The organism is Mesorhizobium sp. M0047 (assembly GCF_040323315.1).
GTDB lineage: Bacteria > Pseudomonadota > Alphaproteobacteria > Rhizobiales > Rhizobiaceae > Mesorhizobium.
In genome coordinates this window covers 15,731-41,426 of record NZ_JAMYUW010000010.1, presented here as the reverse complement: position 1 = coordinate 41,426, position 25,696 = coordinate 15,731, and the positions used below count along the sequence as shown (strand labels likewise).

Annotated in this window: 21 protein-coding genes and 1 pseudogene; 12 read left to right on the top strand and 10 right to left on the bottom strand. The window is 62.0% G+C overall.

The window, feature by feature from the left end:
• Positions 1-20: 20 nt before the first annotated feature.
• The 3 genes from aroQ to NKJ89_RS11760 form a co-directional block, all read right to left on the bottom strand.
• Positions 21-455, bottom strand: a complete 435-nt coding sequence (aroQ, locus tag NKJ89_RS11770) for a type II 3-dehydroquinate dehydratase (RefSeq protein ID WP_023759389.1) — start codon at positions 453-455, stop codon at positions 21-23.
• Positions 456-606: 151 nt separating this feature from the next.
• Positions 607-1,410 carry a DsbA family protein gene (locus NKJ89_RS11765; RefSeq protein WP_352602508.1) on the bottom strand — a complete coding sequence of 268 codons (804 nt, stop codon included), beginning with the start codon at positions 1,408-1,410 and terminating at the stop codon, positions 607-609.
• A gap of 60 nt (positions 1,411-1,470) precedes the next feature.
• On the bottom strand, positions 1,471-2,865 hold the full coding sequence (locus tag NKJ89_RS11760) for a M48 family metalloprotease (protein ID WP_352602506.1): 1,395 nt from the start codon (positions 2,863-2,865) through the stop codon (positions 1,471-1,473).
• A gap of 146 nt (positions 2,866-3,011) precedes the next feature.
• Here NKJ89_RS11760 and NKJ89_RS11755 point away from each other — a divergent pair, with 146 nt between their 5' ends.
• From NKJ89_RS11755 to NKJ89_RS11745, 3 genes and pseudogenes are all read left to right on the top strand, one after another.
• Positions 3,012-4,160: a pyridoxal phosphate-dependent aminotransferase gene (locus tag NKJ89_RS11755; RefSeq protein WP_352602504.1), complete on the top strand. Its 1,149-nt coding sequence runs from the start codon at positions 3,012-3,014 to the stop codon at positions 4,158-4,160.
• Positions 4,161-4,164: 4 nt separating this feature from the next.
• Positions 4,165-5,103, top strand: a pseudogene (locus tag NKJ89_RS11750) (glutaminase); the annotation flags it as partial.
• A gap of 394 nt (positions 5,104-5,497) precedes the next feature.
• Complete coding sequence (locus NKJ89_RS11745; protein WP_352602502.1) at positions 5,498-5,776, top strand: hypothetical protein; 279 nt, start codon at positions 5,498-5,500, stop codon at positions 5,774-5,776.
• A 96-nt stretch (positions 5,777-5,872) separates the two neighbouring features.
• Here NKJ89_RS11745 and NKJ89_RS11740 read toward each other — a convergent pair whose 3' ends face one another.
• A complete protein-coding gene (locus NKJ89_RS11740; protein ID WP_352602500.1) occupies positions 5,873-8,776 on the bottom strand; it encodes an Rne/Rng family ribonuclease in 2,904 nt (967 codons plus the stop codon).
• 653 nt (positions 8,777-9,429) lie between these two features.
• On the opposite strand from NKJ89_RS11740, the gene NKJ89_RS11735 reads away from it, so the two are divergent.
• The 8 genes from NKJ89_RS11735 to NKJ89_RS11700 all read left to right on the top strand — a co-directional run bounded on the left by NKJ89_RS11735 (position 9,430) and on the right by NKJ89_RS11700 (position 18,822).
• On the top strand, positions 9,430-10,692 hold the full coding sequence (locus tag NKJ89_RS11735) for an N-acetylmuramoyl-L-alanine amidase (protein WP_352602498.1): 1,263 nt from the start codon (positions 9,430-9,432) through the stop codon (positions 10,690-10,692).
• A 213-nt stretch (positions 10,693-10,905) separates the two neighbouring features.
• Positions 10,906-13,362: a penicillin-binding protein 1A gene (locus NKJ89_RS11730; RefSeq protein ID WP_023759381.1), complete on the top strand. Its 2,457-nt coding sequence runs from the start codon at positions 10,906-10,908 to the stop codon at positions 13,360-13,362.
• Between the two features lie 119 nt (positions 13,363-13,481).
• Positions 13,482-14,613, top strand: a protein-coding gene (gene prfB, locus NKJ89_RS11725; protein ID WP_156938544.1) for a peptide chain release factor 2 whose coding sequence is annotated in 2 segments (ribosomal slippage) — positions 13,482-13,547 and positions 13,549-14,613 — 1,131 coding nt in all. Because the reading frame shifts where the segments join, the coding sequence is not laid out codon by codon here.
• A gap of 439 nt (positions 14,614-15,052) precedes the next feature.
• Positions 15,053-15,430, top strand: coding sequence for a hypothetical protein (locus NKJ89_RS11720; protein WP_023759378.1), 378 nt, complete (start codon positions 15,053-15,055; stop codon positions 15,428-15,430).
• A 180-nt stretch (positions 15,431-15,610) separates the two neighbouring features.
• Entirely contained in the window at positions 15,611-15,979 is a 369-nt protein-coding gene (locus tag NKJ89_RS11715; protein ID WP_352602496.1) for a GFA family protein, read from the top strand.
• 174 nt (positions 15,980-16,153) lie between these two features.
• On the top strand, positions 16,154-16,804 hold the full coding sequence (locus tag NKJ89_RS11710; protein WP_352602494.1) for a YiaD family glycine zipper/OmpA-like lipoprotein: 651 nt from the start codon (positions 16,154-16,156) through the stop codon (positions 16,802-16,804).
• Positions 16,805-17,048: 244 nt separating this feature from the next.
• On the top strand, positions 17,049-17,654 hold the full coding sequence (locus NKJ89_RS11705; protein ID WP_023759375.1) for a hypothetical protein: 606 nt from the start codon (positions 17,049-17,051) through the stop codon (positions 17,652-17,654).
• A gap of 259 nt (positions 17,655-17,913) precedes the next feature.
• Entirely contained in the window at positions 17,914-18,822 is a 909-nt protein-coding gene (locus NKJ89_RS11700; protein ID WP_352602492.1) for an ankyrin repeat domain-containing protein, read from the top strand.
• 273 nt (positions 18,823-19,095) lie between these two features.
• Here the strand turns inward: NKJ89_RS11700 and NKJ89_RS11695 are convergent, their stop codons facing one another.
• Positions 19,096-20,670, bottom strand: a complete 1,575-nt coding sequence (locus NKJ89_RS11695) for a DEAD/DEAH box helicase (protein WP_352602490.1) — start codon at positions 20,668-20,670, stop codon at positions 19,096-19,098.
• 202 nt (positions 20,671-20,872) lie between these two features.
• Entirely contained in the window at positions 20,873-21,646 is a 774-nt protein-coding gene (locus NKJ89_RS11690; protein ID WP_352602488.1) for an NAD kinase, read from the bottom strand.
• Between the two features lie 328 nt (positions 21,647-21,974).
• Here NKJ89_RS11690 and NKJ89_RS11685 point away from each other — a divergent pair, with 328 nt between their 5' ends.
• Positions 21,975-22,139 (top strand): hypothetical protein, encoded by a 165-nt coding sequence (locus NKJ89_RS11685; protein WP_164748845.1) that lies wholly within the window; start codon positions 21,975-21,977, stop codon positions 22,137-22,139.
• Positions 22,140-22,241: 102 nt separating this feature from the next.
• On the opposite strand, the gene NKJ89_RS11680 is transcribed toward NKJ89_RS11685, so the two are convergent.
• From NKJ89_RS11680 to NKJ89_RS11665, 4 genes are read right to left on the bottom strand one after another with little or no spacing between them, the layout of a single operon-like run.
• Complete coding sequence (locus NKJ89_RS11680; RefSeq protein ID WP_352602486.1) at positions 22,242-23,003, bottom strand: MBL fold metallo-hydrolase; 762 nt, start codon at positions 23,001-23,003, stop codon at positions 22,242-22,244.
• A gap of 2 nt (positions 23,004-23,005) precedes the next feature.
• Complete coding sequence (locus tag NKJ89_RS11675) at positions 23,006-24,070, bottom strand: ABC transporter ATP-binding protein (RefSeq protein ID WP_352602484.1); 1,065 nt, start codon at positions 24,068-24,070, stop codon at positions 23,006-23,008.
• Positions 24,067-24,849, bottom strand: a complete 783-nt coding sequence (locus tag NKJ89_RS11670) for an ABC transporter permease (RefSeq protein WP_352602483.1) — start codon at positions 24,847-24,849, stop codon at positions 24,067-24,069. Before NKJ89_RS11670 ends, NKJ89_RS11675 begins: the two co-directional genes overlap by 4 nt.
• 1 nt (position 24,850) lies before the next feature.
• Positions 24,851-25,696: an ABC transporter permease gene (locus NKJ89_RS11665; protein ID WP_352602481.1), complete on the bottom strand. Its 846-nt coding sequence runs from the start codon at positions 25,694-25,696 to the stop codon at positions 24,851-24,853.

Below are 25,696 nucleotides of genomic sequence, written 5' to 3'. Positions count from 1 at the left end.
GCCTTCTGTTTGTTGGCCGGTCATAGGCGTGCGGCCAGCGCCTGCAGCGCCAGCGTATAGCCGAGCGGCCCAAAGCCACAGATCATGCCGACGGCAACCGGCGCGACCATGGAGACGTGGCGGAATGGTTCCCGCGCATGGATGTTGGAAAGATGGACTTCTGCCACCGGCAACGGCGCGATAGCGCGGATGGCGTCGTGGATGGCGATCGAGGTATGGCTGTAAGCGCCAGGATTGATGACGATTCCGACAGCCTTGTCGCCGGCTTCCTGAATCCAGTCGACAAGGTCGCCCTCGTGATTCGACTGGCGGAAATCGATTTCGAGTCCAAGTGCCGTGCCGGCCTGTTTGCAGTCTTCGGCTATGGCGGCAAGCGTCTTGCCGCCATAGATGCCAGGCTCGCGTTTGCCGAGCGCGTTGAGATTGGGACCGTTCAGAACGAAAACCGTTTTCAAAAAAGCCGACCTTTTCCGGCGCTGACATCAAGTCGACGCGCTGGGCCCTCTATAATGGGCATACCCGCCCGCGGAAAGAGCGCAAGTGCGTTCTTTCACTGTCCACAACAGGCGGAAATGTGCCCGTGAGAAAAATAGGTTGGTAGCAAGATCAGAGGGCGGCTTTCGCCGCCTCGATCTTTTCGGCCAGCACTTCCTGCCCAAGCGCCCCGAATACCACCTCGTTGCCGACGACATAGGACGGCGTTCCGGTGATCGCCAGCTTGCTGGCAAGATCGTAGGTCTTGGAGAAGGCCTCGGTGATTCTTGGGTCCTTCATTTTCTCGCGCAGCGTTGCTTCGTCGGCACCGAGCGACAGCGCGACCTTGATGGCCGCCGCCTCGGTGGCACGTCCCTGGCCGCCTAGCAGCGCATTGTGGAACTCGCCGTATTTTTCCGGGTGCATCAGGTGAAAGGCCATCGAGACGACGCTCGCCTTCTGCGAATCCGGTCCGAGGATCGGGAATTCCTTGAGCACGAAGCGCAGGTCCGGATCGGACTTGGTCAGCGCCCTCATGTCTTCGATGGCGCGTCTGCAGAAGCCGCAATTGTAATCGTAGAACTCGACGATGGTGACCTTGCCGTTCGGATTGCCGACGACGCCATCGAAAGCGGAGTTGAATATCTGGTCCTTGGCGTTCTTGATCACGCCGAGATGAGCGATGCGCTGCTCTTCCTTCTGCTTGGCCTCGAGTGCGTCCTGGACCTCCAGAAGGACTTCCGGGTTCTTGAGCAGATAGTCGCGGATGATGCCTTCCACCTCGCTGCGGTCGATCTTGGTGTCGGCCGCTACCGTCTCGACGGGCTGCGTCGTACCGGCCTTGGCAATCTGCGGGCTTCCGGCCACGAATCCGAAAGCCAGCATGGCCAACGCGACCGCAACCCCCGTGGTGCCCAGCAGCAGTGCCTTTTTCATCGTTCCGTTCCTTCTACCTGTTTCCCGGCCTGGCTGTGTCGCAGCTCGTGGCCGGAAGGTTCACTTGATCTTGGTTGATGGCTTGTAGTTTATGATATCCTGGGCGCGAAGCCAGCGCGGCTCGCCGCGCTTCATCTCTTGCTGCGCCCGCATGGCGAAAATCTTGGCATCCTTGTAGTTGCCGGAATAGAAGTGACCTTCGGCGGTGGCGAGTTCGGCGCCCGGTATATCACCCAGCTCGCCATAGGCTTGCGCCAGATAACGATAGCCGGCCGAATTTTCCTTGTCGCGCTCGAGGCCGTTGTTGATCTGCACCACGGCCTTTTTCAGCGAGTCGGGCGTGCCGACGGCCATCAGCGCCTGGCCAAGGGAGACAGGCAGCAATCCGGACCGCGCCGGATCGAGGCTGACCGCCTTCGCATAGGACTCGGCCGCATCCTTGGGCTTGTTCGCCTTCATGAGGATATCGCCGCGCAGCTCCTGGAAATAGGCGTTCTTCGGCTGCGCCTTGATCAATGCATTGGTCTTGGCGAGGGCGGCGGCAATGTTGCCGAACAGGTAGGTCGACTGAGCGTCACCATACTGTGCGGCCAGTGTTCCCTGCATCTTTCGCATCAGCCGCGACGCAGCCGCCTGGCCATCCATGTAGACGGCGATCTTCACCCGCATCATGTCATGACGCTGCTGCAGGGCGGGAGGGTCCAGCCTATCGACATTGGGGCTCTGTTTCACCAGCACGTCCAGATTGGAGATGCGGTCCTGCGGCATTGGATGGCTGATCCGGTAGGGATCGACCTGCGCGCCCGAAAGCGACAGCGCCGTCTGGAAGCGGCGGAAGGTCTTCAGCATGCCCATGCCGGACTGGCCGGTGGCGTTGAGATAGGTGATAGCCGAGCGATCGGCCGTCATCTCCTCGGTGCGCTGATAGGCGAGGATGCTGCGCTGTGCCATCTCGCCGCCGCCGGCCGCCACGCCCATGCCGGCGCCGGCAAGGCCGCGGCTGTTGGTGGTAGCACCGGCGACCATGGCGCCGGCGCCAAGCAACGTCGCGATGATGGCCATCGTCTTGGCGCGTTCGAGCTGGTCGCGCAGTTTCTGCTGGTGACCGCCGGCGATATGGCCGGCTTCGTGGGCAATGACGCCGATGATCTCGTTGGGCGTCTCGGCCGTCATCAGCGCACCGGTGTTGATGAACAGCCGGCGCCCGGTGACGAAGGCGTTGAAGCTCTGGTCGTTGACCAGAACGATGTCGATGCCGTCATTTGACAGCCCCGCCGCCCTGAAGATCGGCCGTGCGTAGTCGCGCACCAGCGCTTCGATCTCGGCGTCGCGCACCACCGGCACGTTCTGGGCGAAGGCGCTGACCGAACTTGCCGCTGCGACCGCAACGCCAAGCGAAAGCGTCGCGAAGACGCGCGCAGTCCGGGCAATCGTCGATCTGGGTCGGCTCAACATGATGGCTCCACTGGTAGACGAGCGGGCGAAAGATGAAAAGTCGGCGCAGGAAACTTCCTCAACTTGTGATCCTCACATCAATCGGGCATTTGTGCGGCGTATGCGTCAGGGGCTTGGCGCGCTTGATCGTCGGGAACAGGGATAAAATGGTCGTTTCGCTCTCACGCCGTGGCAATGTCGAGCCCTTCCATGCCATGGACATTCTGGCCGAGGCAAACCGGCTGAAGGCAGCAGGCGTGCCGGTTGTTTCGATGGCCGTCGGCCAGCCTTCCGATCCCGCACCGGTTCTGGTTCGCGCGGCCGCGGCCAAGGCCTTGCAGGACGGACGCATCGGCTACACCGACGCGCTGGGACTGGCAGGTTTGCGCGAGGCGATCGCCGAACACTACGCCGATCACTATGGGCTCGCCATCGAGCCCGGCCGGATCGCGGTGACCACGGGATCCTCGGCCGCCTTCAACCTCGCTTTCCTGGCAATGTTCGATCCGGGCGATCGCGTCGCCATCGCGGCTCCCGGCTATCCCGCCTATCGCAACATCATGGCAGCACTCGGCATCGAGGTGGTCGAGATCGAACTCGGCGACGCCGCCTACCTGCATGCCGGCCACCTGGAAACGGCGCATCGCGAGAAACCGCTGAAAGGCGTTCTGTTCGCCAGTCCGGCCAATCCGACCGGCGCGGTCATACCGGCCGATGACCTGGCGGCGCTGGTACGGACCGCCGAGGAACTTGGTATCGCCGTGATCTCGGACGAGATCTACCACCGGCTGGCCTACGCCGCTCCCGACGCCACGGCGCTCGCCTATGGGGATAGCGTGACGGTGATCAATTCCTTCTCCAAATACTACTGCATGACCGGCTGGCGTATCGGCTGGATGGTGCTGCCCGAAGATCTTGTGCGGCCGGTCGAGCGTGTCGCCCAGAGCCTCTACATCTCGCCGCCGGAACTGTCGCAGATCGCAGCGATCGAGGCGTTCAAGGCGACCGAGGAGCTGGAAGCGGTGAAGGCCCGCTACGGCTGGAATCGCGAGTTCTTGATGAGACGCCTGCCTGAGCTCGGCTTTCCGCTGGCAGCCCCGATGGACGGCGCCTTCTATGCCTTTTGCGATGTCACCCGGCACACCAATGACAGCATGGCCTTTGCGCGAAAGATGCTGGCTGAGGCGCATGTCGCGGCAACCCCCGGCCGCGACTTCGATACCCAGGCGGGACATCGAACCATGCGCTTTTCCTATGCCGGCAGCCACGACGACATGGTCGAAGCGATGGCGCGCATTGAACGCTGGTTGAGGTAGCGCCATGCCGGAGCTCGGACAGGCTACGAAACTTGATCAGGCATTGGCCGAAGTCGCCGCTGAAATGGCGGAACGCACCGATCGTGGCGACGTCGCGTCCTATATTCCGCAACTGGGCAAGGTCGATCCGAAGAAGTTCGGCATCGCGGCTGTCACCAATGACGGCCGCATGCTGATGGCGGGCGATGCCGAACAGGCCTTTTCGATCCAGAGCATCTCGAAAGTGTTCACCCTGACATTGGCGCTCGGCAATGTCGGCGACGCGCTGTGGCAGCGGGTCGGGCGCGAGCCTTCGGGCAATCCATTCAACTCGATCGTCCAACTCGAGCACGAGAACGGCATTCCGCGCAATCCGTTCATCAATGCCGGCGCCATCGTCATTTCCGACATCCTGCTCGCCGGCCACGAGCCGCGCGAAGCGATCGGCGAAATCCTGCGCTTCGTCCAGTTCCTCGCCGATGACGAAACGATCATCATCGACCGCGAGGTCGCCGCGTCCGAACGCGCCACCGGCTATCGTAACTTCGCGCTCGCCAACTACATGAAATCCTTCGGCAATCTCCACCATGCGCCGGAGCTGGCGCTGGGCGTCTATTTCCATCATTGCGCCATCGCCATGAGCTGCCGGCAACTGGCGCTGGCCGGCCGCTTCCTGGCCAATGGCGGCAAGAATCCGGCGACCGGGCATTCCGTGGTGTCGGCCGAGCGGGCGCGACGCATCGGCGCCATGATGCTAACCTGTGGCCACTATGACGGCTCCGGTGACTTCGCCTTCCGCGTCGGCATCCCCGGCAAGAGCGGCGTCGGCGGCGGCATATTGGGCATCGTCCCGGGCGTGGCGTCGCTTGCCGTCTGGTCGCCCGGCCTCAACGCCAACGGCAATTCCAAGCTGGGGTCGATCGCGCTGGAAAAGCTGGCCAGGATGATGAACTGGTCGATCTTCTGCGCCTTGATGCGTGTCGCCCAAAAGTGCGCGCGGTTTTGGGACAACGACATGCGTAGAATCAAAGAAGCGCTTTAGCATCTCGCGGCGGATCGGAACGGCAGATGTGAAAAATCGGTAGTGGGTGAGTTTTGGAATCTTGGATTTGCCGGCGAATGCCCACAGCGCCTGCCGCGGCACCGTCTAACCCGAACGACATATATCGTTCGATCAGTTCCCGGCCATTGACCATAATACTATCGAACGGGGAATGGCCCCCTTCGCTGGAAAGGGTCTCATAGTTCTTTGCGGCATCAGGCCGTGCCTCTGCCTCTCACGTGCCTCTGCCTCAGAAAAAAAGATGCGGCCTCTCAAAAAAGACGCGTCGCCTTTAGGCTTCTCAGTGGAGGAATAGATGAAAACGATCCTTACTTTCGCGGCGGCTTTGGCACTCGCGCTCGCAGCGTCCGCTCCCGCGTCTGCCGTGAAGAATGGATTTGACAGCAATACGTCAACCACATCCGGACAGGGAAATGGCGGAAAAACAAATGACAGCGCCAACCCGGACAACAGTGGCACGACGACAACGACCACCACGACTTCAGGACCACATGGTCAGGTGAAGCAGGGCGGGACCGACTGTAACAACTGCACGACGACGACCACGTCGGACCTGCCGGGCAAGAACAGATAGCGGGGAACCCGCCCCTCGCTACCAAAAATCCCGCGCCGTCTTTCGAAACAGCGCGGGATTTATTTGTCAGAAAATCACTTCAAGCGACTGAAAGGCTTAGAAAAACCCTTTTCGCTGCCACCAGCCTGCACGCTTCGGCTTGTCCTCGGTTTTCGCGGCCGCTTCTTCGGCTACGGTCGAGGACACCACCGGCACGACTGGCGCATTGACGGCGGCCGGCTTGCGCCGCGACGGGCGGGCCTTCGGTGCCTGCTCGACGGTAATGGCCTCGTCTGACGCAGTGGCCGGCGTTTCGACGGGAGCCTCCGCCTCGGCGGCCGGCTCCTCGGCGACGACCTCGGCCGCGGCCTTCTTCGGCTTGGCGGCGCGGCGTGGCTTCTTCGGCTTCTCGGTGCTGGGCGCGTCGTCATTGGCCGGAGCAAGCGCCGCCGGCTCTTCGACCGGTGCGGCGACCAGAGGTTCGCTGGCCTCGGTTACCGTGACTTCGCCTTCAGATGCGTCGGCAGTTTCGCCAGTGCTTGCCTCGGCCTCGCCTTCGCCGTCTTCACGGCGGTTGCGCTTGCCGCCGCGCTTGCCGCGCCGCCGCTTCTTACCTTGGCCTTCATCCGAAGTTTCAGCCGTTTCGGCAACACCGAGAGGGGCGTTGTCGCCCGCTTCCGCGTCACTGTCGCTGGCGGCGGATTCTGTGAACTCGCCGGCTGGAGCGGAAATGACAGCGCCGTCCGTTGGCGCGCCATGTTCGCGGTCGCGATCCTTGCCGCCGCGACGTCTGCGGCGCTTGCGACGCTTGCGGTCACGGCCTTCGCCTTCCTCACCGCCGGCAGCGGGTCGGGGTTGTTGCTGCGGCTGCGGGCGTGGCTGTTCGGCCTGCACCGGCGCCTCATCGTCTTCCTCGACGACGACAATCTCGTCCTCGGGCTCTTCCGGCTCGACATAGGTCGGGAAGCTGCGGGCCTCGACAAAGCCTTCCGGCTTCTCGGCCAGCGCGCCGCGGAAGATCGCATAGTGCTGCGCACCGACTGAATCGTCCGCCTCGATGGTGATCGTCAGCCCAAAGCGGCTCTCGAGTTCCACAAGCGTGCCGCGTTTGTGGTTGAGCACGTAGAGCGCCGTCGCCGCCGGTGTCCGCACGGTGATGTGGCTGCGCGAATCCTTGAGCAGGAACTCCTCGATTGCCCGCACCACCATCAGCGCTACCGACGAATCGGACCGCACATGGCCGGTGCCGCCGCAATGCGGGCAGGGCTTCATGGTCGATTCCAGCACGCTGGCGCGGATGCGCTGGCGTGACATCTCCATCAGGCCGAAATGCGAGATACGGCCGACCTGGATGCGCGCGCGATCGTTCTTGAGGTGATCCTTCAGCCGCTTCTCGACGGAGCGGTTGTTGCGGTTCTCCTCCATGTCGATGAAGTCGATGACGATCAGGCCGGCGAGATCGCGCAGCCTGAGCTGGCGTGCGACTTCCTCGGCCGCTTCCAGATTGGTGTGGAGCGCGGTGTCCTCGATCGAGTGCTCCTTGGTGGAGCGGCCCGAATTGACGTCGATGGCAACCAGCGCCTCGGTCTGGTTGATGATGATGTAGCCGCCGCTCTTCAGCGTCACCTGCGGCTGCAGCATGCGGTCGAGTTGCGCCTCGATGCCGTTGCGCACGAAGATCGGCGTCGTGTCGCGGAAAGGCTGAACCACCTTGGCGTGGCTCGGCATCAGCATGCGCATGAAGTCCTTGGCCTCGCGATAGCCTTCCTCGCCGGAGACAAGAATCTCGTCGATATCCTTGTTGTAGAGGTCGCGCACCGAACGCTTGATCAGACTGCCTTCCTCATAGACCAGGGCAGGCGCCGTTGACTGCAAGGTGAGGCTGCGGACATTTTCCCAAAGCCGCATCAGATATTCGTAATCGCGCTTGATCTCCGCCTTGGTGCGGCTCTCGCCGGCGGTGCGCAGGATGACGCCCATGCCCTGCGGCACTTCGAGATCGGCAACGACCTCCTTGAGGCGCTTGCGGTCGACCGCGCTGGTGATCTTGCGCGAAATGCCGCCGCCGCGCGCCGTGTTCGGCATCAGCACCGAATAGCGGCCGGCAAGCGAAAGATAGGTGGTCAGCGCCGCGCCCTTGTTGCCGCGCTCTTCCTTGACGACTTGCACAAGCAGGATCTGCCGGCGCTTGATCACTTCCTGGATCTTGTACTGGCGGCGCACCGGCTTGCGCCGGTTGCGCACTTCTTCCAGCGCATCCTCGGCACCGACCGATTCGATCTCATGATCATCCGGATGCGAGGACTGCACTTCTTCCAGCATGCCGCGATCACTGTCGCCTGACGTAGCTTCGCTGTTTTGTTCGGCCTGCGGGACGGATTCGGAAATCACATCGGCTTCGACGGAGGCTGCGATCGATGTCGGACCGCCTTCGCGGGTTTCGCCTTCGTCCTGCTCAGCTCCTTCATGTCCGGACGCATCGGCATGTTCCGACGTATCGGCCGCATGTTCGATGATCTCGGATGTGTGGGAAATGTCCTCGGCAACAGCGTCGGCGCCATTGTCGTTATCTTCGCTTGCCCCGGCAGCTTCGCTTGCCTCGCCGGATTCGGCTGCATCGCGCTTGTGCTCACCACGGTCGCGGGTCTTGCCGCCGCGCCGACGACCGCGCCGTCCACGATCGCGGCTCTGGCGATCTTCGCCATCGCCGTCCTCGTTCTCCTCGTCCTCGGCCTCCTGCGCTTCCGCGCGCAGCAGTGCCTGACGATCGGCGACCGGAATCTGGTAGTAATCGGGGTGAATTTCACTAAAGGCGAGAAAACCGTGACGGTTCCCGCCATATTCGACAAAGGCTGCCTGAAGGGAGGGCTCTACGCGCGTTACGCGGGCTAGGTAGATGTTTCCTTTAAGCTGCTTCTTGTCCTGGGATTCAAAGTCGAATTCTTCAATACGGTTACCGCGAACGACGACAACGCGTGTTTCCTCCGGGTGGGAGGCGTCTATCAGCATTTTGTTGGGCATTATTTCGTTTCCCCCCGGCAGCCGTCAGCCGCAGCTTGCGAGGCAATGCCTGCTGCTGCGTGTCTGGAGTGTGGGTGCCGGATATCTTAACGTCCGCCGGCCGCCGCTTGAGCGCCATGGCGGTGCCGCCCGCAGCCATACTGGCGCGGTTTGATGCGGACCTTTCCATGATTGCGCTTGAAGCCATCGTCACCAGCAGAACCTTTTGAACCAAAGCCCGGACGAACCGGACCAGCTTGTTTGCTCATACAGAGCCGGCACGGGAACAAACCCGGCCGTTTTCCTCACGCAGGCGATTCCCCCGCCACGGGCGCACACCTGCGAAATTCGTCGCGATCACCTGGAGCCTTTTCGCGTGAAGCGAAAGGAGCCGCCTTTTTCATCTGACCCTGTAGCAGGAAGCTGCGGAGGAGGGCGGTTCCAGGATTGCAGTGATCCACCATCGCTTTTATGATTTGGCGGGGTGGAAGGCAACCCCGATTTCCGATGCCGGCAAAAAGCAGTTCCGTTGCGTAAGTCTGGTTCGACCCTTGCATGAAAAGGCTTGGTTAACCTTCTCTGGATACCAATCGTTAATCGAGTTCGCGGCCTAACCGGCACTTCGACGAAACGACCAGGCGCCTGGCGCCAAACCGGGAGCGACTGGACGAAAGATGGGACCGGCAGACTTCACAGACAAGGGATGTCGTGTCGGCAGTCGGATTCTGGCCACTTTCTGTTTCTTGCTGCTGCTGACGATCTCGTCTGCCTTTTCCTCGATTGCCCAAGCCGCCGACGCTCCGGCCGTGGCAAAAGGCTACAAGATGGCGGGCAACGCCACCAAGATGCGGATCGTCATGGATTTCGACCGCGAGCCCGATATCAAATGGTTCCTGCTGCGCGGTCCCAACCGCCTTGTCATCGACCTGGCGAATACGAGATTCGCCATTGACGCCAAGGATTTGAAGGCACGCGGCCTGGTCAAGGGCGTACGCCTGGGCGATCTCGGGGAGGGCGTTTCGCGGCTGATCGTCACCGGCAAGGGGCCCTTCGCCGTCGACAAGCTCGATGTGCTCAAGAACGAGGACGGAACCGGCTACCGCATTGCCATCGACATGTCGGCGGCTTCCGAGCGCGAATTCGATGCCGCACTTGCCAATCAGGCGCTGACCACCGGATCGACGGTTTCGACCGACAAGGGCGAGCGGGTCGGCACTGGACCGGTCTCCAATCCGGGCCATCGCTTCACCATCGTCATCGATCCAGGTCATGGCGGCATCGACGGCGGCGCCGAGGGCCTGAACGGCACCATCGAGAAAAACGTGACGTTGGCCTTCGCCACGGAGTTGCGCGACAAACTAGCCGCCGTCGGCAATTACGATGTGTTCATGACGCGCGACACCGACGAATTCCTGCGTCTGGACGATCGCGTGCGCATTGCCCGCCAGCACGAGGCCGACCTCCTCATTTCCATCCATGCCGACACAATCAGCGTCAAGGGCATCCGCGGCGCCACCGTCTACACCGTCTCCGACAAGGCTTCCGATCCCGAGGCGCAGGCGCTTGCCGACCGTGAGAACCTCTCCGACCAGTTCGCCGGCATGGAGATCAAGAACGACAGCAAGGAAGTCACCGACATCCTGATCGACCTGATCCGCCGCGAAACGCACAATTTCTCGATGAGTTTCGCTCACACGCTGGTCGGCCAGCTGTCGACCAGCGTCGGGCTTATCAACAATCCGCAGCGTTCGGCGGGCTTCAAGGTGCTGAAGGCACCCGATGTGCCGTCCGTGTTGGTTGAACTCGGTTACCTCTCGAACGCCAAGGACGAAGCCCAACTGCTCAACGCCGACTGGCGCGGCAAGGCGGCCCAGAGCATAACCAACGCCGTAGCGCTTTTCGCTTCAGCCAAGGCGGGACCAGGAACCGGAGGCTGACATGCCCGGCGGCTTCTGCAACCAGAGGCGGCGTTGCGCGACGACAACACAGGGTGCTTTTATTTCCGGCTCGAGGCCGCGAAATCCGGCATTGCCGTATTTTGCCCACATGGTGGCGACAAGGGTTTTCGATTACGGATTGGGACCGGCTCGAATGCTTGCGCGAAAGGCGGCTTCGTTTAGGAAATTCCCGAACCAAGGACTGGAGCGGGTATGATTCGTCTTATTGGCTATTTTTTCGGCATCGGCACGACGCTGGCCCTTCTGGTCGCGGCGGGCGTTGCGATCTACATTGGCCATTTGTCGAAGGATCTGCCCGACTACGAGGTGCTGGCCAAATACGAGCCGCCGGTGACCACCCGCATCCATTCGTCGGATGGTGCGCTGATGGCCGAATATGCCCGCGAACGGCGCCTGTATCTGCCCATCCAGGCCATACCGGATCGCGTCAAGGCGGCCTTCCTGTCCGCGGAAGACAAGAACTTCTACAATCATCCCGGCATCGACGTGACCGGTCTCGGCCGGGCCATCATCGTCAACCTGCAGAATTTCGGCTCCGGCAGGCGCCAGGTCGGCGCCTCGACGATCACCCAGCAGGTGGCGAAGAACTTCCTGTTGTCCTCGGACCAGACCTACGAGCGCAAGATCAAGGAGATGATCCTCGCCTTCCGCATCGAGCAGGCCTATCCCAAGGACCGTATTCTCGAACTCTACCTGAACGAAATCTTCTTCGGCTTCGGCGCCTACGGCGTCGCCGGTGCGGCGCTGACCTATTTCGACAAGTCGGTCAACGAGCTCAGCGTGGCCGAGGCCGCCTATCTGGCATCCCTGCCGAAGGGTCCGAACAATTATCACCCCTTCAAGCATACCGATCGCGCGCTGGAGCGCCGCAACTGGGTCATCGACCAGATGGTCGAGAATGGCTATGTCACGCGTGAGGAAGGTGCCAAGGCCAAGGCCGAGCCGCTGGGCGTGACGCCGCGCCGGAACGGCAACTATCTGTTTGCCGGCGAGTACTTCACCGAAGAGGTGCGCCGCCAGATCATTGCCCGTTACGGCGAGAATGCGCTCTACGAGGGCGGCCTTTCCGTCCGCACCACCCTTGATCCGAAGATCCAGCTCATTGCCCGCAAGTCGATGCAGAACGGGTTGATGAAATATGACACCCTGCGCGGTTATCGCGGGCCGGTGACGTCAATCGACGTGTCCGGCGACTGGGGCGTGCCGCTGGGCAGCGTCAAGGGGCTGGAGGATGTTCCGGAATGGTCGCTCGCCGTCGTGCTCGACAGTTCGGCGACCGGTCTGTCGATCGGCCTTCAGCCAGCGCGCCAGGCGTCGGGCGAGATCGCCAAGGAACGCGTCGAAGGCACCGTCAGCAAGGAGGACATGGGTTTTGCCATGCGCCATGTGGTCGACGGCAAGACCGTCAAGGCCAAGTCGCCGGCAGAGGTGTTGAAACCGGGCGACGTCATCTTCGTGCAGAAGAACGATGGCTCCGATAGCGCCTACAGCCTGCGCCAGGTCCCCGAAGTGGAAGGCGGCCTGATCGCCATGGATCCGCATACCGGCCGGGTGCTGGCCATGGTCGGCGGCTTCTCCTACGCTCAGTCCGAATTCAACCGCGCGACGCAAGCCATGCGCCAGCCGGGCTCCTCGTTCAAGCCGATCGTCTATTCGGCGGCTCTCGACAATGGCTATACGCCGGCCTCGGTGATCATGGACGGACCGATCACCATCCAGAGCGGCAACACGACCTGGACGCCGAAGAACTACGACGGCACCGTCGCGGGCCCGGCGACCCTGCGCTCCGGCATCGAGAAGTCGCGCAATCTCATGACGGTGCGGCTTGCCAATGACATGGGCATGAAGCTGGTCGTCGAATATGCCGAGCGCTTTGGTGTCTACGACCATCTGGCCCCCTATCTGCCGATGGCGCTGGGCTCCGGCGAAACGACCGTGATGCGTATGGTGTCGGCCTATTCGATCATGGCTAATGGCGGCAAGTCGATCAAACCGTCGCTCATCGACCGCATCCAGGACCGCTACGGCAAGACGGTGTTCAAGCAGGACGAACGTGGCTGCCAGGGGTGCAATGCGACCGAATGGCAGAACCAGCCCGAGCCGGAACTGGTCGACAACTCCGAGCAGGTGCTCGATCCGATGACCGCCTACCAGATCACCTCGATGATGGAAGGCGTCGTGCAGCGTGGCACCGGCGCCACCATCGGCGAACTCGGCCGCCACATCGCCGGCAAGACCGGAACGACCAACGACGAGAAGGACGCCTGGTTCATCGGTTACACGCCCAATCTCGTCGTCGGTCTCTACATGGGCTACGACACGCCGCGCGGCCTTGGTCATGGCGCCACCGGCGGTGGTCTTGCAGCACCTATCTTCAAGGACTTCATGCGGGTGGCGCTGGATGGCACGCCCAATGTCGACTTCAAGGTTCCGGACGGCATGAGTCTGGTCGCCATCAATCGCAAGACCGGCATGCGCGCCGCAGCGGGTGATCCCGGCACCATCACGGAAGCCTTCAAGCCGGGTACCGGTCCTGCTGACAGCTATTGGGTGATCGGCATGGGCGCCGACGGCTCAAATGCCACAGGTGGCGCGCTGTCGCCACAGGCCAATCAAGCCATCCAGTCCGGCGGCGGCGGCCTCTACTGACGACTTTCATGGGCGGGTGGGCTGGCCTTGCGCCAGCCCATTTTGCTTTACAGCCGGCGGCGGCCTCCCTATGTATCGCGCCGACCGATTTCAGCAAACACAGGACAGAACAGCCAGCCATGCGCGCGGAAACGCAGAATATTGTCGACGAGATCAGGCAGGCGATCACCCTGCTGAGGAGGCATCTTTGACTGGGATCAGGCCATAAAACGGCTTGAATACCTCAATGTGCGCGCCGAGGACGCCAGTCTCTGGAACGAACCGCTGGAAGCGCAGAAACTGATGCGCGAACGTCAGAGCCTCGAAGAAGGCATCGCCTCGGTGAGAGGGCTGACGCAGGCGCTGGAAGACAATATCGGCCTGATCGAACTCGGCGAGGAAGAGGGCGACGAGGGCGTGATCGCCGAAGCCGAAGCCGCGCTCCGTTCGATGCAGGGCGAAGCGAAGGCCCGCCAGGTTGAGACGCTGCTGTCGGGTGAAGCCGACGCCAACGACACTTATCTCGAAATCCATGCCGGCGCCGGCGGCACCGAAAGCCAGGATTGGGCGTCGATGCTGCTGCGCATGTACACGCGCTGGGCCGAGCGGCGCCGCTTCAAGGTCGAGGTCCTGGAGGTGCATGACGGCGAAGAGGCCGGCATCAAGTCCGCCACGTTGATGATCAAGGGCCACAACGCCTATGGCTGGATGAAGACCGAATCCGGTGTGCATCGGTTAGTGCGTATTTCGCCCTATGACAGCAACGCACGTCGGCATACGTCCTTCGCCAGCGTCTGGGTCTATCCGGTCATCGACGACACGATCGAGATCGACGTTTCCGAATCCGATGTTCGCATTGATACCTATCGCTCGTCCGGCTCCGGCGGCCAGCACGTCAACACCACCGACTCCGCGGTGCGCATCACCCACCTTGCGACCGGCATCGCTGTCGCCTGCCAGGCCGAACGTTCGCAACATAAGAACAAGGCCAAGGCCTGGGAAATGCTGCGCTCGCGTCTCTATGAGGAGGAGCTGAAGAAGCGCGAGGCGGTTGCAAACGCCACCGAAGCCTCGAAGAGCGATATTGGCTGGGGTCACCAGATACGCTCCTATGTGCTGCAGCCCTATCAGTTGGTGAAGGATCTTCGCACCGGCGTGGAGAGCACCAGCCCGTCGAGCGTGCTCGATGGCGACCTCGACGATTTCATGGAGGCCTCATTGTCGCAGCGCATCGAAGGCGGTGCCGGCGAAGCAGTGGCGGACCTGGACTAAGGGTATGCTCATATTCAGGTGAGGCCGGCCTGCAAACGGCGGCTCATGCGCTGCCGGTGCTGATGGACCCGAACCCTGCGCCCCAGGACGAGGAGAGAATGCCGACGGCCTGCCTCAATATCAAGAGCATGTGATCGCCAACCAGCCATAGGCTGGAACCACACGGCACCGATCCCGTTTATTCGACACCTGTTTGCCGGGAAGTTGATTTCAGCGGTCGGTAGCGGATGATTGGTTGGCATGCGCCGCGGTACTCGTGAACGCAGCAATTTCTTGCGCCGACTCACATTTGCGCTCACCATCACGGCATTGAGGGGAGACAAAAAGCATTTATGGCCGGGCGCGGCATATCTGCAAGCTGACGATCTGGCCGCTGGGAAGACACGTTCCGGGAACGGGCAAGCGAACTGCTTGATGCTCGTTTGAAAGGAACGCTTCCATGTCTGCTGCCACTTCCAGATCGGCCCATGCCGCTGAACCGGCCGGCCGACTCTTGTTTTCCCTGTTCGCAATTGCCGCAATCGCAATGCTGACGGCACCTGCCTTTGCGCATGACGCCACACCGACAGCGGCAAAGCCACTAGGCTGGAGTTACCCATTCGCATGCTGCGCCAACTATGATTGTCGTACGGCTCATACTGGCGAAGTGTTGGAAAAACCCGAGGGCTATGTCATCGCCGGCACGGGTGAGGTTGTTCCCATGAGCGACAAGCGCGTCAAGGACAGCCCTGACGGTGAGTTCCACTGGTGCGCGCATCAGGCCGGTCTCGACGCCGGCAAGACAATCTGCCTGTTCGTGCCGCCTCGCTCTTATTGACGACACGACATCCGCGGCCGCGTGTAATGGGGCAGGCTACTGACTTGCCGGAGCTTGTCTATGCCTGGGCAGCCCGGGCATTCGTGGTTCGGTGGACGCATGATGACAGACGGTTGTCAGGAGCACTTCTTTATGCTGCCTTTGCCGCATAGGTGGCGGGCAATGGAGAGGAATTCGTCGATGACCATCAAGGGAAGCTGTCATTGCAAGGCGACGACGTTTGAGGTTTCGCAGGCACCGCAGACTGTGACGCAATGCACCTGTTCGTTCTGCTCGAAACGCGGCTCGCTCTGGGCCTACTACATTCCATCGCAATTCAAGCTCACCAGCCCGATGGAGAACGTTTCTTTCTACCGATGGGGGTCGAAAACGGTAAAGCATGGGTTTTGCGCTACCTGCGGCTGCGGCACCTTCACGGAAACGCCGGACTGGTCGACGGGCGAGCCTAATTTCGAGAATCCCAAGATCAGCGTCAATTCGCGGTTGTTCGATGATTTCGATCTGGACAAGGTCGAAGTGGTGGTCATCGATGGCAAGAATCTCTGGTAGCCTAATTCAGGCCACCCCGGCGTGGCGATGCGGCGCCGTCGCCGGGGTGTGATCCCCGGAAAAGCCGTGGGCGGCGTTTTTGCCGTTCCGTTTTTCGCCGCAATTCATGGTACAAGTCGCCGGAAGGGCTGATTTGGCGCCACCGCAAGGCGTGACTTGGAGAGGGACCATCCTATGAAAAAGACTGTGCTCGTCGTCGTGGCGACGGCTGTGCTCGTGAGTGCCTGCACCACCACTGATCCGTATACAGGCGACCAGAAGATTTCCAACACCGCTGCCGGTGCTGGCCTTGGCGCCCTGGCGGGTGCCAGCCTTGGCCTGCTTGCCGGCGGCAACGACCGCCGCAACGCGCTGATCGGCGCGGGCATCGGTGCGCTTGCCGGTGGTGCCATCGGCGCCACAATGGACCAGAACGAAGCCGAACTGCGCCGGCAACTCGAGGGTACCGGCGTCAGCGTCACCCGTAGCGGCGACCAGATCATCCTCAACATGCCCTCCGATATCACCTTCAATACGGATCAGGACGCAGTGAAGCCCGGCTTCTACCAGGTGCTGAATTCGGTCGCGCTGGTGCTGAAGAAGTTCAAGCAGACCACGGTCGATGTGTTCGGCCACACCGATTCGACTGGTGGGGATCAGCACAATTTCGACCTGTCCCAGCGCCGCGCCCTGGCGGTCGCCAACTATTTGTCCGGCCAGGGCGTCGATCAGCGCCGCTTCGCCGTCACCGGTTTCGGCAAGACGCGTCCGGTCGCATCGAACGCTACGGCCGAAGGGCGCGCTCAGAACCGCCGCGTCGAAATCCAGCTGTCGCCGCTTACCTGATCTGTTCGGCGAGGAATGCGAAGCGGCCCCGCGTTGGGGCCGTTTTTGTTTGGGCTGTTAAGGGCGCTCTTCGGATTCGCGCCAGAACATTAGTTTATGCTAAATAAAAACTTCCCCGCAACCACGGAAAGGAATAGCGTAATTGCCGTTCCGTAGGGGATGAGGCGGTGCAACTGGCCGCGCACTCAGAAATTTTTCCGCCTCGGGTCTTGCACGGCCAGATGAGAAAATCTGGGAGGAATGCATGCCAAGAACAGCCAGTCTTGGGCGCTGCGGCGTCCTTGCTTTAACAGGCCTGATGAGCGCATGGTTGGGCGTCGCTACGGCGCGGGCCGAGGACGCCAACAAGGCCGACATCGATGCCTTGAAAAAGTCGCTCGCCAAATATGAAGACTACACCGCAGCCGTCCGCGATCTTTATCTGTCGACAGTCGGCTGCGTCTACTACAGCGGCGAAAAGATAGCGGGTGCGATGGATTACCCGAAAGGCGCCATGGGTATCCATTTCGTCAACGTCCCGAGTGTCGGCCAAAAACTCGACCCGATGCACCCCAATGTGCTCATTTACGAACCGACCAAGAAGGGTTTGCGCCTGGTGGGTGCGGAATGGCTGGTGCCTCTGACGCCAGACATCAAGGAACCTCCGAAGCTTTTCGGCCAAACCTTCATGGGACCGATGGAGGGGCACTATCCGCTCATCCCGCGGGAGTTCGTGCACTATGATCTTCACGCCTGGCTGACGGACAACCCGAACGGGATGTTCAGTCCGACGAACCCGAACGTGAAATGCAGTAAGGCCGAATTTCCGATGCTGGAGAAGCCGACCAAGATGATGCCTGGACCGATGTGACGGGCGAGCCAGGCTGGCTAATGCATGTCGCCCAACCTCGGTTATGGGACAACGACATGCATGACACAAAGACCTAAAGCGGGTTGCCTGAATCCGTTCGGACGCGACACGCTTTAGGGCGTGAATTCATAAACGGGCATGGTTGGATCAACATGTCTGCTTCCGAGGCGAAAGCGGCCATTCTCGGCTAGCCGTGTCACCACCAGCAAGCCCTTGTTCTAGATCAACCCGTCATGGAACTCTCTTCAGGGAGGATACAATGATCAAGCGAGGACGCATGTGGGTGACAAGAGCTTCATGCGTCCTTTGCCTTTTTACACTGCCCGCCCAGGCGAGCAACTTAGGTGATCTTGTCAGGAATGGCGACGTCGCGGCGGTGGCTTCCGCCTTGGACAAAGGCGCCGCTGTTAACGAAATTGACGGCGTTACGGCGCTCTACATCGCCTGCGAAGGCGGAAATGTCGAGTTAGCCAAACTTCTGATCGATCATGGCGCGGACGTCAATTTGCCCGTCAGCTGGCAAAGAACGCCACTCTACGCCGCCAACAAGGCTGGGCACGCCGAGATCGTGAAGCTGTTGCTCGACAATGGGGCCGATCCAAATCAGGTGGCGAAAGCGCAGACGCCGCTGCACGTGGCTGCCGAAAATGGCTGCCTTCAGTGCGTCATTCATCTTGTGGACGCCGGGGCAGAGGTCAACGCACTGACATCGAATGGAAATCCGCCCATACATTTGGCCAAGCTCAGGGGTCACGATGACATCGTGGCCTACTTGCGCAGTCATGGCGCCGGACGACCGGCCGTTGCGCCGATTTTGGCGCGACTTGCATCGGCAAGCGCTGAATCAGGCAAGGAAATTTTCGACGGAACGTGCGGGGCCTGTCATCTTGCATCGCCGAACCTTAAGATCCCCAAACGGGTCAATCTGTGGGGCGTCGTAGGGCGGCCGAAGGCCTCACAAAGCGATGTCCCGTATTCGTCAGCTATAAAGGAAGCCGGCGGCACTTGGACCTTTGAGGAGCTCAATTCCTTTATCTCAAATCCGGCATTCGCTTTGCCCGGAACAGATATGATTTTCCCGGGTATGCAGGACGAGAAGCAGCGAGCTGACCTCATCGCTTACCTGCGGACCTTGAGTGACACACCGGCGCCGCTTCCCGACAATTGATTGCTCCTGTCTGGCGAGCACTGCAATCCGCAACCAGCGATCGGAGCCGTCGGGCATCCTGCGCGTGAGCGCAGCAGTTCTGTTCGGTCCGGATTTCCCCGTATGGGTCATCGCGGATTACATGCGGACCTATCCTCGGGACGAGGTTGACCTCCAGCTTTCCGATGGATTTGTCGATCTCGGTGCCGATCTGGCGATACGAATCGGCAAATTGCCGATTCCAGCGCAAACGGCTGCTTTTGCGCGTCCAAGAGGACGCGCAGCGCTGGCGTATCAGACCTTGGCGACGATCTTCATGAAGGCCGGCATGTCATCGCCGAAGCCGACGGTGGAGTCGTTGTCTTCCTGGTGGCGTTGGCGGGCAGGGCGGTTGCTGTCGCGTTGCGGCCTGGTGTCGCCGCGTTCCGGTGCGCGCTGCTCGTTGCGATCGGATGATTTGCGCTCGGTGTTTTCCGATCGGATCGCGTCCTTGCGCGAGCGGCGTTCGCCGATGTCGGCGACCGCGCCCTCGGCCACATTGGGCTGATCCTCGCGGACCGTTTCCGGTGCCGGTTCTTCGCTGGGCCTGGCGTGGCGTTCGCGTGGTTTGCGCTCCTTGCGGTCGTCGTCCTTGCGGCCGGCACGGCGCGGCGCGCCTTTGCCGCGGCGCGGAGCATCGTCCTCGCCTTCGCTGGCGACCACTGTCGACAGGTCGCCATCATGCCACTCGATCTTGTTGCCGATCAGCCGCTCAATGGCGTCGATGTACTTGGTGTCCGACTTGGTCGCGATGGTGAAGGATTTTCCAGAGCGCCCGGCGCGTCCGGTGCGGCCGATGCGGTGAACGTAGTCCTCGGCATGGATCGGCACATCGTAATTGAAGACGTGGCTGACATCGGGGATGTCGAGACCGCGCGCGGCGACGTCGGAGGCGACCAGGTAGCGCAGCTTGCCATCGCGGAAATTGGCCAGCATCTGCATGCGCGCGCGCTGGTCCATGTCGCCATGCAGCGCGCCGGCGTCGAAATCATACTTCAGCAGCGAGCGGAACAGTTCCGACACTTCCACCTTGCGGTTGCAGAAGATGATGGCGTTCTTCAGCTCCGCATCCTCTGCCTTGATCAAATTGCGCAAGGTCTCGCGCTTGTCCCATGGCTTGGAGCCGGACTTGACCAGGCGCTGGATGATGTTGGTCGCTGCGGACGCGGCCTTCGAGACCTCGACGCGAACCGGCGCATGCAGGAATTTTTCGGTGAGCTTGGTGATCTCCGGCGGCATCGTCGCCGAGAAGAACAGCGTCTGCCTGGTGAACGGGATCATCTCGCAAATGCGCTCGATGTCGGGGATGAAGCCCATGTCGAGCATGCGGTCAGCTTCGTCGATAACGAGGATCTCGACGCCATTGAGCAACAGCTTGCCACGCTCACGGTGATCGAGCAGGCGGCCGGGCGTCGCGATCAGCACGTCGGCGCCGCGCTCCAGCTTCTTGTCCTGTTCGTCGAACGACACGCCGCCAATCAAGAGCGCGATGTTGAGCTTGTGGTTCTTGCCGTATTTGACGAAGTTTTCCTCGACCTGCGCGGCAAGCTCACGTGTCGGCTCGAGAATGAGCGTGCGCGGCATGCGGGCACGGGCGCGGCCCTTTTCCAGTCTTGTGAGCATCGGCAGCACGAAGGATGCCGTCTTGCCGGTGCCGGTCTGGGCGATGCCCAGCACGTCCTTGCCGAGAAGCGCGTGCGGAATGGCACCTGACTGTATCGGCGTCGGCTGCGTGTAGCCGGCGTCGGTGACTGCGGAAAGAACCTTCGGCGACAGGCCTAGGTCTGAAAAGGTCAACGCTTCTGGAGCGGTCGTGGTGTCTGAGGACAATTGTTGCTGTCTTTGGCTGGTTCGGGGAAGCGCAACGGCGTCTAACGGCGTCTATCGCGGCAAGCGCCACGCGCCTGCAAGATTGGTATTGCAATTAGGAGCAAGCCCTCGATTTGTCAACAGAAACGGCCGTGATTGGCGCGATTGTGAAGTTGTAACCTTAATCGGGATGCTTAATCGAGGTGTCGGTCGCGGCGCCGGCTCAATAGCGGAACTGTTCGGCGAGAATGCGTTCGTTCCAGGAATGATTGGGATCAAACAGCAACGTCGCCGTCGCAGTGGGCGATTCCCTGACCGTGACCGAGGTCACCGCCTTGACTTCCGTATGGTCGGCGGCGGCGTTCACAGGCCGCTTTTCCGGCTCGAGGATGTCGAAGCGCACGGTCGCCTTGTTGGAGAGCAGCGCGCCGCGCCAGCGGCGCGGGCGAAACGGGCTGACCGGGGTCAGCGCCAGCAGTGGCGCGTCGAGCGGCAGGATGGGCCCGTGCGCGGAAAGATTGTAGGCGGTGGACCCGGCCGGCGTCGCGATCATCACACCGTCGCAGCTCAGTTCCTCAAGCCGTATTTGCTCATCGACGGTGATGCGGATCTTGGCCGTCTGATAGGATTGCCGCCACAGCGCGACTTCGTTGATCGCCAGCGCCGAAAGCGTTTCGCCTGCCGAGGTCTCGGCCAGCATCTCCAGCGGGCGGATCGTTTCGGCGACCGCGGCCGCGATCCGCTCGGTGAGCCCGCCGGACCGGTACTCGTTCATCAGGAAACCGATGGTGCCACGGTTCATGCCGTAGACCTTCTTGCCGGTCCCCATCGTCTCGCGCAGCGTCTGCAGCAGGAAGCCGTCACCGCCAAGCGCGACGACGATCTCGGCATCCTCGACGGAGGATTGGCCATAGCGCGCCGACAGGCTTTCCAGCGCCGTCTTGGCGTCGGCGGTGTCGGACGAGACGAAGGCGATGCGGCTGGCGGTTTTGCTCATGGTTCCCCGACGACGACCGGTTGGCAGCACGCTGTTGCTGGGCCGCGCCAGCGCCGGGGTAGCATGGGCGGGCCAGGTCTGCAAAGAGAGGCATTATCCCGGATGCCGTGGCTATCCCGGATGCCGTGGCTATCCCGGATGCCGTGGCTATCCCGGATGGCAAGGCGACGGCAGAACGGCGGGTTGCGGACGTGCCGTTCGCGCGTCATGTCAGAGGCTGCGCGAATGTGATGGTTAAGACCGGGCTTAAGCTCTCGTAAAGCCGGACCCGTCATGTTAGCCGGGCATCGGATGGGTGGCGTGGGGCTAGCCAGTCGAGGCCGTCATATTGCCGGTAACACGCCTGATCATCGTCTTTCTGATGCTGGGAAGCTTCGCGCTGCTCTTTGCCGAACTGGTGCGCCAGTCCGAAGAGACGAGCTTCCGGCCTCAACCCACGGCGTCGCGCTGTGGTGATGCCGCCGGGGCGCCTTGTCCGCAAAGGGCGCTGTAACTCGGACCTGACCTGGCCGGGCATGTGCTTCCTGGCTGGAAGCGAAGACCGGGTGCCGGATATTGAGCGGACATTCCAGCTGTTGCGCCAACGGATGCTCAGCTATGAACGCTGCCGCAGATGGCAGCCGGCTTGCCGCTTCTGTGCCAAGTACTCGTCGACAAGCTGGCGATAGCGCACCTTTCCGAAGCTCGGGAAATGGCCGCCATGCACGACCGAGACGTCGAGGTCGCGCAGGCGCAGCAAGGTTGCGATATAGTCATCGACCACGGAGTGGTAGACATCGTCGATCAGCGGGCCGTCATAGATGATGTCTCCGGATAACAGGATGCCCGTCCTGTTTTCGTAAAGCGCGATGCCGCCGGGCGAGTGGCCAGGCGTATGGATCACCTCGAAAGCGCGGTCGCCGAGATCGATGACATCGCCATGCGCGAGCAGACGACCGGCGGGTGCGGGTAGAATGCCGTAGCGTGCCGTGTCCCAACCTTGCGGCATGCCCTCGAACATCTCGTCCGTCGCGTAGGTGCTGGCGGCGGTCCATTCGTTGCGCGGATCGGCGAGGATTTGAGCCTCGGCCGCGTGCACGCAGCGGTCGGGAAATTCATGGTGGCAGCCGATATGGTCGAAATGCGTGTGGCTGGCGACGCAGGTCAGTTGTCGCTCGCTCACCAGCGGCACATGACGCCTGAGGCTGAAATGGCCGAGGCCAGTGTCGAACAGGAGATCGCGGTCGCGGCCCCGCACATGCCACATGTTGCAGCGGAAGAATGGCTTGATCCACGGCTCGTGGACCAGCGTGACACCGTCGGCCATGCGGATGGTCTCGTACCAGTCTGGCGCGTCGATGAGCCGAAGCGTGCCCATGTTCAATCCGTCAAAAGGATGATCGCGCCGATATCGCACGAAATCGCGACCGTGTCGCCGGGCTGGACGGTGGCGGTAGGCGGCAGCCTGGCGATGAAGTGTAGCGACGGATCTTCGACGGAAACGGCGAGCACGCGCTTGAAGCTGCCCTGGAAGACGATGTCGCTCACCTCGGCCGTACCCAGCCTGACACCGCCGCTGCCCACGCCGAAGACGAGATGCTCCGGCCGTATGGCGAGCCCGACGGCCGAGCCGACCGGCAACGTGCAGGGCAGTGAAATCCGCCCGACCGGCGTCGCGACCGTGCTGGTCCTGTCCTTGGCCTCCGCAACCGTGCCGGCGAGGATCGTGCTTTCGCCCATGAAGGTCGCGGAGAAGCGCGTCGCCGGCCGCGCATAGACGCGCTCGGGCGGGCCTTCGTCCTCGATGCGCCCGTCATTCATCACCACGCAATGGTCGGCCAGCGCCATGGCCTCTTCCTGGTCGTGGGTGACGTGGATGAAGGCAGTGCCGACGCGCTTCTGGATCGCCTTCAACTCGTCCTGCATTTGCCGGCGCAATTTGAGGTCAAGCGCGCCGAGTGGCTCGTCGAGCAAAAGCACCGCCGGTTCGATCACCAGCGCACGCGCCAGCGCCACGCGCTGCCGCTGGCCGCCGGAGAGCTGATGCGGCTTCTTGTCGAAAGCGGAGGCCAGCCCAACCAGCGCCAGCGCCTCGCGTGCCTTTGCAGCCCGGGTCGCGCCGTCGACGCCCTGCATGCGCAGCCCAAAACCGACATTGCCGCCGACGCTCATATGCGGGAACAGCGCGTAGTCCTGGAACACCGTCGTCGTCGGGCGCTTGGCCGGCGGCACCGAGGTGCAGTCCTCGCCGCGGATGAACACTTTGCCTTCGCTGGGCGTGACGAAGCCGCCCAGAATGGACAGCAGCGTCGTCTTGCCGGAGCCTGAGGGTCCGAGCAGGATCGTGTAGCTGCCCGGCTCGATCTTGAGCGAGACATTCTTCAGCACGATTTGCTGGCCAAAGCGATGCGATACGGAACTTATGTCGACCAGGGGTGCAGTCATGCTCTTCTCCTGCGCAGCAATGTCAGTTCGAACAGCACGACCAGCACGATCGAGACGGCGAAGACCAGCGAGCCGACGGCATTGGTTTTCGGGTTGAGGCCGGAGCGCAGCAGGTTCCAGATTTCCACCGGCAAGGTCGTGTCGAAACGGGTCAAAAGGAAAGAGATGACGAACTCGTCCCACGAGAAGGTCATCGACAGGAAGAAGCCGGCGAAGATTGCCGGCGCCATGACCGGCACGGTGATCAACAGCAGCACTTTCCATTCCGGCGCGCCGAGATCGCGCGCGGCGCGTTCGATGTTGATCTGGTGGTCGCCCATCTGGCTGTAGATGATGGCAAAGCACAGCGGCAGGTTGATCACGACATGGCCGATCCCTGCCGCAAGCAGCGATTTCGGCACGCCAGCCCAGTTGAACAGCACCAGAAGCCCCATGCCGATGATGAGATAGCTGACCGTCAGTGGCAGCGTGATCAGCCCGCGCAGCAGGCCAGATCCGGGCAGGACGAAGCGGGCAAAGCCCCAGGCCGAGAGGAAGCCGAGCGTGACGGCGGCGAGCGACGAGATGGACGCCACCAGCAGCGAATTGGCCAGCGCCGAGGTCAGCCGCGGGTCCGAGAGAACCGCATCGTACCAGCGCAACGACGGGCCGGTGAAGGGCGGGATCGGAAACGACGTGGCCTGCAACGAAAACAGCACGAGCACGACCACCGGCAGGAAGATGAAGCCGTAGATCAGGACGGCGTAGAGCCACGAGGCGATGCGGACGATCCTGCCCATCTCAGGCCCGCTCGATCTTAAGCCAGCGCGCGCAGCCGAGATAGGCAAAGGTGACCACCGCCATCAGGATGATCGACAGCGCCGAGGCCAGCGGAAAGTCGCCGCGCCGGCCGATCTGCATCATCACCAGCTGCGGCATCAGGAGTTCGTTGTTGCCGCCCAGGATCTGCGGTGTGATGTAGTCGCCGATGCACAGCACGAAAGTGAGGAAGGCGCCAACCATGATGCCGGGCAAGGTCAGCGGCAGGACGACATGCAGGAAGGTGCGCACCGGCCCGGCGCCGAGATCGGCGGCGGCCTTGCGGTAGCTCGGGCTGAGCTGCTTGAGGTTGGCGAAGATCGTCAGCGTCAAAAGCATGACGAAGAAATGCACGAAGCCGGTGACGGTGGCGAAGCGCGTGTTGGCGAGTTGCAGCGGCTCGCTGAACAGGCCGGTGCCGGTCAGCGCCCGGTTGACCACGCCGTTCTGCGCCAGCACCAGAAGCCAGGAATAGGAGCGCACGACATAGGAGGTCCAGAACGGCAGCACGGCCAGCATCAGCGCCAGCCGTTGCCAGCGTTCCGGCACCTGTTCCGCCAGGATCCAGGCAAACGGGTAGGCGAGCAGCACGGAGACGACGGTGACGATCGCCGTCACCTCAAGCGAGTTCACCATCGCTTGCCAGTAGGAGGGGTTGGTGAAGAACTGGCTGTAGTTGGACGCCGTGAAGCCGCCGCCCTCATGCGCCGTCAGGCTGGACAGCCCCATGGCGATGAAGGGCAGCACGAAGAACAAAAGCGTCCAGCTGAGCGCCGGCGTCACCAGCGCCCAGGGCAAGGCACGCCCGTTGCTTCCAATTGACTTCAT